Below are 12,612 nucleotides of genomic sequence, written 5' to 3' on the forward strand. Positions count from 1 at the left end.
AACCGTGTTATGCCGGAGAAGTTCGGAAAAAGAGGAAGCGCAGCCGGTTTTCCCTTAGCCTGATCTAGATCAGGCAGGTGACGATGTCACATCAGAACTCTTGATGAATAGGTCACAAATTCTTCAACGTTCAGCCACACCGACGATCGGACCGGGCACCGTCTTCTCGATCTTCCTGCCCCAGTCGATCAGCGGCTTCGCCTTGACGGCGAAATCGAACAGCCCGTCGGCAAGCTCCGGCGAAGTGATGCTATCCGGCTCGATATCGAGGCGCACGACGAAATGCCGGTTCCGCACCGCCTCGCCGATATCCGGCTCTTCGATATGCTCGAAGCCGCGTGGCAGCCGCTTCAGCCGATCCACGTCATGCAATTCCAGGCCGTTGCGCTTCAGCGCCTTGACCATCGCCCGGAATTCCTCCGGCTTCTCCGTGATTGCCTTGCGCATCGCGAGCAACAACTCCGGCCTCTGCTGCCACCAGGCAACGCCGGCATAGCAATCGCGCACGCCCGGCAGGCCGATGCAGACATAGAAGCAGCCGCTCTCCGTCCGCTTGCTGCCGTCGGTCGAAAGCAGCGCCGAGAGATGCCGGTTGTAGGGGCTCTTGTTCTTGGAAAAACGCGCGTCGCGATAAATGCGAAACTGCGACTTCACTCTATCGCCCCGGAACGGCAGGCCGGCCCCAGCGAAACGCTCCGTCAGATCCTCAATGAGATCGCCGAGCGGTTCCTTCAGATGGCTTTCGAACAGACCCTTGTTTTCCAGAAACCATTCCCGGTTCTGGTGAAAATCGAGCGCCTTCAGAAAAGGCAGCGCCTTGTCGCCGAAGCCCTTGAAGCGCCGCTCGCTCATGCGCCCTCTCCAACAAGCGCCAGCCACGCATCCTCGTCGATCACCTCGACGCCGAATTCCTGCGCTTTGGCGAGCTTCGATCCAGCACCCGGACCGGCCACCACCAGGTCGGTCTTTTTCGAGACCGAGCCCGACACCTTGGCGCCATATCGCTCGGCCATAGCCTTTGCCTCATCGCGCGACATCTTTTCGAGCGAGCCGGTGAACACCACCGTCTTGCCTGCCACCGGCGAGCCGCTGGCGACGCGCAATTCCTCATCGAGCGGCGTCACCTCTCTCAAAAGCGCGTCCAGCACTTCGAGATTGTGCGGCTCATTATAGAAATCCACCACAGCCTCCGCGACGATCCGCCCGATGCCCTCGATATCGTTCAGTTCAAGCCAGGCTTCGTTGCCCTTGTCCGTCCGCTCCGTAGGATTCTGCGGTGGCCGGGCCTCGCGGACGCTGCGCGCAAAGGCTTCGTAGGAGCCATAGGCGCGGGCAAGACGCTTGGCGTTAACCTCGCCGACATGCCTGATGCCGAGTCCGAAAAGGAACCGGCTCAGAGAGATTGTCCGGCGCTCGTCGATTGCATCAAGCAGCTTCTTCACCGAAACCGCGCCGAAACCGTCGATATTTTCGAGTTTGGTCAGCGAGCGACTCTGCCGTTCCTTCAGCGTGAAGATATCGGCGGGCGAACGCACACGCAGCGCCGGGTCCTCCGAATTAAAGAAGAACTCCACCTGCTTTTCGCCCAGCCCTTCGATATCGAAGGCATTGCGCGAGACGAAATGGCGGATGCGCTCCACGGCTTGCGCCGAACAGATCAGGCCGCCGGTGCAGCGGCGCACCACCTCGCCCTCCTCGCGCACCGCATGGCTGCCGCAGACGGGACAGGTATCGGGAAAGACGTAAGGAACCGCCGCCGGGGGGCGCTCGTCCGGCACCACATCGACGATCTGCGGAATGACGTCGCCCGCCCGCTGCACGATGACCATATCGCCGACGCGGATGTCGCGGCCCTCCCGGATCGGCTGGCCGCCGCTGCCGATGCCCCTGATATAATCCTCATTGTGCAGCGTCGCATTGGTAACGACCACCCCGCCGACCGTGATCGGCTCCAGTCTCGCGACCGGCGTCAGGGAACCTGTGCGGCCGACCTGGATATCGATGCCGGTCAGCCGCGTGAAGGCCTGCTCGGCGGCGAATTTATGCGCCGTCGCCCAGCGCGGGCTGCGCGAGCGAAAGCCAAGCCGGGTCTGCAGATCGAGCCGATCGACCTTGTAGACCACCCCGTCGATGTCATAATCGAGCCCCGGACGCAGCCGCTCGATATCGTGATAGTGCGCCAATATCTCATCGACCGTATTGAGCCGCTTCATCAACGGATTGACCGGGAACCCCCAGGGGCCGAAGGTTTCCACCATCCCCAGTTGCGTATCGGCCGGCATCGCCGACATTTCGCCCCAGGCATAGGCGAAGAAGCGAAGCTTCCGGCTCGCCGTCACCTTCGGATCGAGCTGGCGCAGCGATCCCGATGCCGTGTTGCGCGGGTTGACATAGGTCTGCTTCCCCTCTGCCTCCATCTGCGCATTGAGCGCCAGAAAGTCTGACTTGGCCATATAGACCTCGCCGCGAATCTCGACCACATCGGGCACACCGGCGGGAAGCTCGTTGGGTATTTCCCTGATGGTGCGGATATTGGCGGTGACGTTCTCGCCGGTCGTGCCGTCACCGCGCGTGGCCGCGCTGACCAGCCGCCCCCGCTCATAGCGTAGCGACATCGAAAGCCCGTCGATCTTCGGCTCCGCCGTGAAGGCGATGGAACCGTCCGGGAGCTTGCCCAGGAAGCGGTAGACGCTGGAAATGAAGTCGCGAACGTCCTCGTCCGAAAAGACGTTGTCGAGCGACAGCATCGGGCGGGAATGGACGACGGGAGCGAACTGCTCGGACGGCGCGGCGCCCACCTTGCGCGAAGGGCTGTCGGGCCGAACCAGCGCGGGAAAGCGCGCCTCGATCACATCGTTGCGCTTTTTCAGCGCATCATATTCCGCATCCGAAATCTCCGGCGCATCCTTGCCATGATAAAGCGCATCGTGCCGGGCAAGCTCGCCGGCGAGAAAGGCAAGTTCCTCGACGGCTTCGGCTTCGCTTAAGGAGCGCACGGGCTTTTGTTCGATGGACATATTGAGACTCCGGTAATTCGGAATCGTTTTAGTCGAAAATGGGGGAATGAAAAGGCGGTTTGGAAAAGCTGTTGCCATGAGGTGGAGTGGATCGGCACATGGTGCTCGTCATCTCATCCTCTCTACCCCGCCCCGCTCAGCAGCCTCGCCGCCGCCGCGCGCGCCTCGTCAGTAACTGAAGCGCCGGCCAGCATGCGCGCGATTTCCTCGGTGCGGGCTTCATGGTTCATATGCGCCACACGGGTGACGATCATGCCGGACGCCTCTCCGGTCGGCCCCTTGGAAATCAGCATATGGGTGGTGGCGCGCGCCGCCACCTGTGGCGCATGGGTGACCGAAAGCACCTGCACATTGCTGGAAAGGCGATGCAGCCGCTGGCCGATGGCATCGGCCACCGCGCCGCCAACGCCGGTGTCGATCTCGTCGAAGACCAGCGTCGGCGCCGAACCGCGATCGGCAAGCGCCACCTTCAACGCCAGGAGGAACCGCGACAACTCGCCGCCCGACGCCACCTTCATCATCGGCCCTGCCCGGGTGCCGGGATTGGTGCGCACCCAATATTCAACCGTATCGATGCCCTCCGCGCCGCGCGCTTCCGTATCGCTCTTCATTTCCACGATAAATTCGGCACGCTCCAGCTTGAGCGCCGGCAATTCTGCCATGACAGCCGCCTTGAGATGCTCCGCCGTCTCGTGGCGGCTGGCGGAAAGTCGCACCGCTGCCTCGTCATAAGCGATACGGGCGGCAACCGCTTCCTTTTCGAGGGCCATCAGGCGCTCCGCTCCGGCGTCGAGATCGGCCAGGTCGCCGTCCATACGGTCACGCAAGGCAGCGAGATCATCGACGGGCACGGAAAATTTCCGCGCCGCCGCACGCAACGCGAAAAGTCGCTCCTCGACCTGCTCCAGCACACGCGGATCGAAATCGATCGCCCGCATCGCTGCCTCGATGCCGTTTTGCGCCTCGCTCAGCGCGTTGAGCGCATCGTCGATCGCCTTGATGACCGGCTCCAGCAATTGCGGCGCCTCGCCAGCCTTGCGCTCCAGCCGCCGCACCAGGCTCGCCAGCGACGGCACCGGGGATTGCGACCCCGACAAGATCTCGCTCGCTTCGTTGACGTCGGCTGCGATCTTTTCCGACTTCATCATCGTCGCGCGGCGCTCAGCCAGCGCCTCTTCTTCGTCCGGTAGCGGATCGAGCTTGGAAAGCTCGTCCACCGATGCCCTGAGATAATCCGCCTCGCGCGCCGCCGCCTCCGCCTTTGCCCGATGCCGCGAAAGCGCCTGCTCGGCGTCGCGCCAGACGCGGTAACGGCTTCGGACGAGCGAAGCGTCAGGCTCCAGGCCGCCGAAAGCATCGAGAAGCGTGCGGTGGATATCGATATCGATCAGCGCCCGGTCGTCATGTTGGCCGTGGATTTCGACGAGCCGGCGTCCGACTTCCCGCAGCAGCGTGACGCTCGCCGCCTGATCGTTGATGAAGACACGGGTGCGCCCGTCCACCGTCTGCACCCGGCGCAAAATGATGTCGCCATCGTCGTCGATCGCATTGTCGCGCAGGAAAAGCCGCGCCGGGTGATTGCCAGGGACATCGAAGGCGGCGATCACCTGCCCCTGCTCCGCGCCATGGCGCACTAGCGAGGCGTCACCCCTGGCGCCAAGCGCAAGGGCAAGCGCGTCCAGCAGAATGGATTTGCCCGCGCCGGTCTCGCCGGTCAGCACGGAAAGGCCGCCGCGAAACTCGAGATCGAGCCTCTCGATCAGGACAATATCGCGGATCGACAGATGCGACAGCATGAGGTTCAGGACCTATTGATCTGGTCGGAGTGCTATGAGGTGATCCGCTTGAACGAACCGGGAACAAGAAGTATCACCTACGTTCAAGTTCCTTCAAGTCCTTTCCGCAAAACAGCTACGGCATAATTCCTTGAATCGGAAGCGATTGAAGGAATTGCAGCTTTCAAAGTGCTGAATTTGCACGGCCAAATGGCGCGCGCTCTGTGCAGATATCCCTGTCGAAGCTGAACTAAGCGCCGCCGCCGGTGATCAGCGTTGCCGCCTTCGACAGCCATGACCCGGCGTTCTGGCGCGGCTCGAGCCCCTGGCTCTGCAAGAGCTTGTAGGAATCCTTGTACCACTGGCTGTCTGGGAAGTTCTGTCCGAGCACCGCAGCCGCCGTCTGGGCTTCCGAGGTAAGACCGAGCGCATAATAGGCTTCCACCAGACGCGCCAGCGCTTCCTCGACATGACGGGTATTGGAATATTCTTCAACCACGGCGCGGAAACGCTTGACCGCCGCCAGATATTCCTTGCGCTCGAGATAATAGCGCCCGACCTGCATTTCCTTGCCGGCAAGCTGGTCGCGGGCGAAGCGGACCTTCGCCTTGGCGTCCTCGACATATTCCGACTCAGGATAGCGCTCGACGACTTCGTTCATCGCCGCGATTGCCCTGCGCGTGGCGCCCTGGTCGCGCGTAACGTCGGGGATCTGCCGGAAATAGGCGAGACCGATGATGTAATAGGCATAGGCCGCTTCCTTCGACGTCGGATAGAGCGTCGTGTAGCGCTTCGCCATGTTGATGGCTTCGTCGTAATTGCCCTGCCGGTAATTGGTGAAGGCGGCCATGACCAGCGCCTTGCGGGCATATTCGGTATAGGGATGCTGGCGGTCGATCGCTGCAAACTTCTTTGCCGCCTCGTTCAGGCGCCCGGCTTCGAGATTTGCGAGCCCCTGGTTGTAAAGCGTATCGGCTGGATCGATCGTCTCGACATATTTGCTAAGATCGATGTCGTCGTCCTTGCTGGCGCAGCCCGAAAGCGGAATGGCGAGGGCGAGCATGCCGGTCAGAACAACTTTGCGAAGCATATCATGGCGTCCCAGATCAGGCCGAAGATCAGAATTGGCTTGCAACCCAGGCGCAATGTTCACCGGCAAATTCGAACTCGTCATGCTGTCTCCGGCCCTTCGGCACTCTAAAAATCGTGCTAGCGTTCGGTCGCCCATAAACCACAAGCTGGGCAAATCGGCAACGCCGTTGCCGGTGATTAGCCCGAATTTGTGATTCAAGTCCCTCATCCCCGTCAATCATTCGTTGACGGCTCAATTATGGCCAAACGCCCACCTATCGCCATGATGAGTGCAATTCACAGAATATTCCGAAAACCTTAAGACTTTAAAGTACCCAAGGCGCATGAACGGGCGCATTCACCGCGACCAATTCGGCGCTCCGTCCGCCCATCCGCCTGCCCGCAGCCTCGACGATCTCGAAGGCCGAATGATCGGACAGGAGCGCGCGCAGCGTGGCGGCGTTCAACCGGTGGCCACTGCGATAGGAGCGAAAGCAGCCGATGAACGGCGCCCCGGCCAAGGCCAGATCGCCCACCGCATCAAGTGTCTTGTGCCGCACGAATTCGTCGGGAAAACGCAAGCCCCCCGGATTGATGACCGAATTGTCATCGCCGATGACAAGCGAATTGTCGAGCGAGGAGCCAAGGGCATGGCCCGACGCCCAGAGCTTCTCGACATCCTTCATGAAGCCGAATGTGCGCGCATTGGCGATGTCCCGGCGGAAAACCTCGCCGTTCATGTCACTGGCGAAACGCTGCCGCCCGATCAACGGGCATTCGAAATCGATCTCCACCTCGAAGCGCGTGCCATCATAGGGGCGAAACTCGGCCCAGGAGCCGCCGGTTTCGACGCGCACCGTCTTGGTGACGCGGATGAAGCGGCGCTTGGCTGGCTGGACGGAAATACCCGCTTGCTCGAAGGCCTCGATAAAACGGATCGACGTGCCGTCGAGGATCGGAACCTCGGAACCGTCGATCTCGATGATCAGATTATCGATCTCCATGGCCATCAGCGCCGCCATCAGATGCTCGACGGTATCGACCTTGACACCATGATTGCCGAGCGAGGTGCACAAATCCGTCGCCCCGATCTCGGAGGCGAGCGCTTTGATCTCATGCAACTTGCCATGCGCATCGGTGCGGTGAAAGACGATGCCCGCATCGGGGTCGGCAGGAAGGAAGCTGGCGGTCACGGGATCACCACCATGAACCCCTATGCCGGACAGCGTGACCGGATTTGCGAGTGTTTTCTGATACCCTGAAGCGATTCCCATGGATGCCCACCTTCGATTGCAGATTGGCAGACATGATCACCATGTCCAGCGCCAGCTTGCCCCAACTTCCTCATTGTCCCCAGCCGGGTTCCCAACCGCATATCGTTTCCGGTTTGGTTTGGTGGCTGCTGCTTGAGTTTGGAAGGAAGATAGTGATCCCTTCCCGGGCGTCCAAATCACGCTTCTTTACCATTTATTACAGGCTCTTTGCATGGCAAGATAGAAAAATTATAAATGATTTCAATAAGCTGAAAAGAAAGACCCTCCCATCATGCGATGGCAGGGTCTTTCTTTGTGACGAAATTGCGAAGCTGTGCAGGCTTTGAAAGCGAACTCCGCTCTCTGCCTACGCCCGCTTAGTTGGCCTGGCGGCGCAGGAAAGCCGGGATTTCCAGCTGATCCTCTTCCGAAACCTGGCGCGGCTGCGGCCGGCCCTGGTCGTCAAGCTGTCCGCGGCGTGGCGCATAGATGGATGCGTCCTGCGAAAGCGGACGGCGAGGTTCAGCCGGGCGCATCGCGGGCTCGCGATGTTGAGCCGGCTCCAGCCGCGCTGCAGGCTCTTCCTCACGACGTGACAGACCATGGGTCAGGCGCTTGAGAAGCCCCATCGGACCACGATCTTCCGCAGCCGGCGCATGATGCTGCGCATTCAGTTCCGCCTGAACCACCGGCGGAAAGTCGGCGACATTCGGCATGCGCGGCGCGGGCCGCTGAACCGGGACCTGCTGAACCGGAGCCGCCTGCATCGGGTGATGCTGAGGAGCCGGAGCATGCTGCTGCATCTGCGGGCGCGGTGCGGGCGCGGCAGCTGCGGGAGCGCGTGTCTCAAGAACTTCCGGCGCAGGAGCCTGGAAAATGCGGCTCTGCGGACGGAACTCCTGCTCCACGGAGGGCTGCATCATCTGCTGTGGCATCTCGACTTCGGCGGCCTGGATCGCGCGTGCTACAGAATCGACCGGCTCGGTCGCCGCATGCTGGGCAACGGCAGGCTGCTGCACGGGACGCTGGAGAGGGGCCTGGGCGGCGGGCTTGGCAGCCGGTTTCATTGCCTGGCGAAATTCCAGCGGCGCAGGCGCCGCGTCTCCAATCTGCTTGTCGATCCCAGTTGCCACGACCGAAACGCGGATGACGCCTTCCAGCCCTTCGTCGAACGTTGCGCCGAGGATGATGTTCGCATCCTGATCGACCTCTTCGCGGATACGGGTCGCCGCCTCGTCCACCTCGAACAGCGTCATGTCGCGTCCGCCGGTGATCGAGATCAGGAGGCCCTTGGCGCCGCGCATCGAGGTTTCGTCGAGCAGCGGATTGGCGATCGCAGCTTCCGCGGCAGCCATTGCCCGGCCGTCGCCGGAAGCCTCGCCGGTGCCCATCATGGCCTTGCCCATCTCGCGCATCACCGAACGGACGTCGGCGAAGTCGAGGTTGATCAGGCCTTCCTTGACCATCAGGTCGGTAATGCAGGCAACGCCCGAGTAGAGCACCTGGTCGGCCATCGCGAAGGCGTCGGCGAAAGTGGTCTTGTCATTGGCGATGCGGAAAAGGTTCTGGTTCGGAATGACGATCAGCGTATCGACATTCTTCTGCAGCTCGTCGATGCCCATGTCGGCCGTCTTCATGCGGCGCTGGCCTTCGAAATGGAAGGGCTTGGTCACCACGCCGACGGTCAGGATACCTTTTTCGCGTGCGGCGCGTGCAACCACCGGAGCGGCGCCCGTGCCCGTGCCGCCGCCCATGCCGGCGGTGACGAAGCACATATGCGTGCCTGACAGATGATCGTTGATTTCGTCGATGCATTCCTCGGCGGCCGCACGGCCAACCTCAGGCTGCGATCCGGCGCCGAGACCTTCGGTGACGGCGGTGCCAAGCTGGATGAGGCGTTCCGACTTGGACATGGCCAGAGCCTGTGCGTCGGTGTTCGCCACCACGAAATCGACGCCGCGAAGGCCGGCATTGATCATGTTGTTGACTGCGTTGCCGCCGCCGCCGCCGACACCGAATACGGTGATGCGGGGCTTCAGCTCGGTGATGTCCGGCTTTTGCAGATTAATTGTCATCGTCCTCGTCCTTTTTGACTTTTCCACCGCTTCGCCGCCGCGGTGCCGAATGAGTTGTTATTGCCGAATTGCGTTGCTTGCCCTGCTTAGAAACTCTCTCTCAGCCATTGGCCGACACGTTGGATACGCCCCCCCGTACCCGTCATCCGGCTGGTTGAACCCGCTTTCACGGAGCGCTCGTCTAGGCCCGCGATCTGTGGATAGATCAAAAGCCCTATGGTCGCGGCGAACGCCGCTCCCTTGGCCGCCTCGGGAAGTCCCGCAACACCGAGAGGCCGCCCAATTCTGACATTGCGGGCGAGAATCCGCCGCGCCACTTCGGGCATGCCGGTAAGCTGGCTCGCGCCGCCCGTCAACACCACCCGTTTTCCCACGATATGGCCGAGGCCAGACTGGTTGAGCCGATCTCGCACCAGTTCCAGCGTCTCCTCGACCCGGGCGCGGATGATGCGGGTGAGCACCGACCGGGGATACTGGTTCGGCACATCCCGATCGTCCTCGCCAATCGGCGGAACACTGATCAGATCGCGATCGTCCGCAGCGCTTGGCAGCGCCGAGCCGTACATGACCTTGAGCCGTTCCGCATCGTCCATGCGCGCCGAAAAGCCGCGCGCCACATCCATCGTCACATGGTTTCCGCCGATGGCAATAGCGTCCGCATGAATGAACTTGCCCTCGGAAAAGACCGAGATCGTCGTCGTGCCGCCGCCCATGTCGATGCAGGCGGCGCCCATCTCGGCCTCGTCATCGACGAGCGCGGAAAGGCCACTTGCATAGGGCGTGGCGACAATCGCCTCGACCGAAAGGTGGCAGCGATTGATGCACAGCTCCAGATTGCGCAGAGGAGCGGCGTCGGCGGTGAGCACATGCATATCGACGCCGAGCGTATCGCCCAGCATCCCGAGCGGATCGCGGATGCCGCGCTCGCCGTCGAGCGTATAGCCCACGGGCAGCGAGTGAACGAGGTGGCGTTCGGCGGCAAGCGCCTGCTTTGCGCCGGCGGAGAGAACCCGGCGGATATCCGCCTTGTCGATCTCATGGCCGCCAAGGCTGACACTGGCGCCGAAAGTCTCGCTCTTCAGCCGTCCGGCCGAGATATTGACGATAAGCGAATCCACCGTAAGTCCGGCCATGCGCTCTGCCGCATCGACGGCCAGACGGATCGACTGCTCCGCCGCGTCGAGATCGGTGATCACGCCGGATTTGACGCCGCGCGATTTCTGGTGCCCGATGCCGAGCACCTCGATGCGATGCGTGCGGCCAGGCAGAAACGCGCTTTCCTCGCGCGGCTTCAGCTTCGCGATCACGCAGGAAACCTTGCTGGAGCCAACATCCAGAACGGTCAGCAGGCGTACGCGACGCCCCGAAGATCCAGCCTGTGATGTGTTCTTGCTGCCCAGAATACTCATACGCGTTTCCTTGCACGGGCCAGTTGCTTGTCACGTTCCTTGAGCGCCTGTTCCCGGCGCTCCATCGCGTCGGGCGTCAGACGAACGCTTACCCGGTCCTCGATGCGCAAGTCGACAGCAAGAATATCGCGCGACAAAAGCCTGTTTTCCTGATCGAGTTTCTCGATTGCCGCCAGCCTTGTCTGCGCATCGACCTCCGGCAGCATGACCCTGACGCCGTTCTCCAGCAGGAGATCCCAACGGCGATCGCCGACACGGATATAAGCGCGCACCTTGTCCGCGAGATGCGGGAAAGCCGCAACCTGCGCAACGAAATCCTTCGCGACAGGCCCTGCGCCATTGCCGACAATCAAAGGCAAATCCGCATGACGGCCCGAAAAGGGAACGATGGCGGCGCCCGCACTGTCGATCAGCGACAGATCCTTGTCACGCTGCCAGATAGCAAAAGCCGTGCGCTCGCGCATGGAGACATGAACCGTGCCGGGGTAGACCTTGCGCACATCGACGGATTGGACCCAAGGCAGCTGAGCGATCGCCGCACGCGCCTCTTCAGCGCTCAAGCCGATCAGCGAGGTCTCGCCGTCCAGCGCAAGTTGACCCAGAACATCGATGTCCGACGTCTCGCGATTGCCGGATACATCGACCTTTTCGATCGCAAAACCGAATGTGGAGGTGGTCGCCTTGACGACCTCGGGCGAATGCCCGCCGAGCACCATGCCATAGAGACCTGCCAGGCCCAGAAAGCCCAGAGCTCCAACCGTGCCGAAATGGCGAGGAATAGTAACACTGCCCTCGAACAGCCGAACTGCGAGACGGAATGGCTTGCGCAGGAATTTCGGCAGAACGAAAGTGCCATGCGCCGGCACCGATGCATGACGCATCGCAGCCGCGCCACGGGCGCCAGACGTTCTATCCTTCAACGCAAACACGATGCGTCCTCCACCATCCAACTCAACAATTCGCCGAAGGAGTGTCCTGCAGCCTTGGCAATATCGGGCACCAGCGATGTTGGCGTCATGCCGGGTTGGGTATTGATCTCCAACCAGACAAGTTCGCCATCTTCCGAGAAACGGTCGTCATAACGGAAGTCGGAACGGCTCACGCCCTTGCAGCCAATCGCTTGATGCGCCTTGAGTGCCATTGTCTGTATTTTTTGGTAAATTTTCGGTGAAATTTTTGCCGGGCATTCGTGTTTTGATGCGCCGGGCACGTATTTCGAATCGTAATCATAGAACTGATGACCGACCGGCACGATCTCGCAGACACCGAGCGCCACATCGCCCATCACGGCGCAGGTCAGCTCGCGCCCCGCGACATAGTGCTCGACCATGACCGAATCACCGAAGAGCCACTCCGCAGACGTGAAGATCTGCGGCGGATGCGCCTGATCTTCCTTGACGATCACGACGCCAAAACTCGATCCCTCGCGCACCGGCTTGACGACGTAGGGCGGCTTCATCGGATGACTGGAGGTGAAATCGAAGCGGTTCATCAGCTTCGAGTCGGCAACCGAGACACCGGCCGCGACAGCAACCGTCTTCGCCCGCCCCTTGTCCATGGCGAGCGCGGAGGCGAGCACACCCGAATGCGTGTAAGGGATTTCCAGATATTCGAGGACGCCCTGGATAGCACCATCTTCGCCGAACGGACCATGCAACGCATTGAAGGCGACATCAGGCTTCAGATCGGCGAGCACGCTTGCAACATCGCGACCGACATCGACCCGAGTCACCCTGTAGCCCTCGGCCTCCAGCGCATCGGCGCATGCAGCACCCGACGAGAGGCTCACCGGTCGCTCCGATGAAAACCCACCCATCAAAACTGCAACATGCTTCTTCGCCATGCGAGAAATCCCCTCTACGCGATCCCCGGCGCCTATCTGAAAAAGAGACAGAGTCGGACCTGCCCGGCGAAAATTTCGCAGACACCCGAGACAGGCGAAACGCCTGCCGACTCAAATCAGTTAACGCTTGAACCTAAAGAATCAGAGAGTTGATTCCGTGGCAACCCCT

General features: G+C 61.4%; 8 protein-coding genes and 2 pseudogenes. All 10 read right to left on the reverse strand.

Annotation, left to right across the window (positions count from 1 at the left end):
* Positions 1 to 123 precede the first annotated feature (123 nt).
* Positions 124 to 852 (reverse strand): DUF2461 domain-containing protein, encoded by a 729-nt coding sequence (locus DUT91_RS01235; protein ID WP_114438551.1) that lies wholly within the window; start codon positions 850 to 852, stop codon positions 124 to 126.
* On the reverse strand, positions 849 to 3,017 hold the full coding sequence (gene ligA / locus DUT91_RS01240) for an NAD-dependent DNA ligase LigA (RefSeq protein ID WP_114438552.1): 2,169 nt from the start codon (positions 3,015 to 3,017) through the stop codon (positions 849 to 851). The genes DUT91_RS01235 and ligA overlap by 4 nt, the downstream gene beginning before the upstream one ends.
* A gap of 122 nt (positions 3,018 to 3,139) precedes the next feature.
* Entirely contained in the window at positions 3,140 to 4,813 is a 1,674-nt protein-coding gene (recN, locus tag DUT91_RS01245) for a DNA repair protein RecN (protein ID WP_114438553.1), read from the reverse strand.
* 229 nt (positions 4,814 to 5,042) lie between these two features.
* On the reverse strand, positions 5,043 to 5,882 hold the full coding sequence (locus tag DUT91_RS01250) for an outer membrane protein assembly factor BamD (protein ID WP_114438973.1): 840 nt from the start codon (positions 5,880 to 5,882) through the stop codon (positions 5,043 to 5,045).
* Positions 5,883 to 6,189: 307 nt separating this feature from the next.
* Complete coding sequence (lpxC, locus tag DUT91_RS01255) at positions 6,190 to 7,137, reverse strand: UDP-3-O-acyl-N-acetylglucosamine deacetylase (RefSeq protein WP_114438554.1); 948 nt, start codon at positions 7,135 to 7,137, stop codon at positions 6,190 to 6,192.
* A 356-nt stretch (positions 7,138 to 7,493) separates the two neighbouring features.
* Positions 7,494 to 8,084, reverse strand: a pseudogene (locus DUT91_RS27355) (cell division protein FtsZ); the annotation flags it as partial.
* An 80-nt stretch (positions 8,085 to 8,164) separates the two neighbouring features.
* Positions 8,165 to 9,191 (reverse strand): annotated as a pseudogene (ftsZ, locus tag DUT91_RS27360) (cell division protein FtsZ); the annotation flags it as partial.
* 86 nt (positions 9,192 to 9,277) lie between these two features.
* Positions 9,278 to 10,600, reverse strand: coding sequence for a cell division protein FtsA (gene ftsA / locus DUT91_RS01270; RefSeq protein ID WP_114438557.1), 1,323 nt, complete (start codon positions 10,598 to 10,600; stop codon positions 9,278 to 9,280).
* Complete coding sequence (locus tag DUT91_RS01275) at positions 10,597 to 11,529, reverse strand: cell division protein FtsQ/DivIB (RefSeq protein WP_114438558.1); 933 nt, start codon at positions 11,527 to 11,529, stop codon at positions 10,597 to 10,599. The genes ftsA and DUT91_RS01275 overlap by 4 nt, the downstream gene beginning before the upstream one ends.
* A complete protein-coding gene (locus DUT91_RS01280; RefSeq protein WP_114438559.1) occupies positions 11,517 to 12,443 on the reverse strand; it encodes a D-alanine--D-alanine ligase in 927 nt (308 codons plus the stop codon). The genes DUT91_RS01275 and DUT91_RS01280 overlap by 13 nt, the downstream gene beginning before the upstream one ends.
* Positions 12,444 to 12,612 lie beyond the last annotated feature (169 nt).

This window comes from Paramesorhizobium salinisoli (assembly GCF_003335045.1).
Classification (GTDB): domain Bacteria; phylum Pseudomonadota; class Alphaproteobacteria; order Rhizobiales; family Rhizobiaceae; genus Paramesorhizobium; species Paramesorhizobium salinisoli.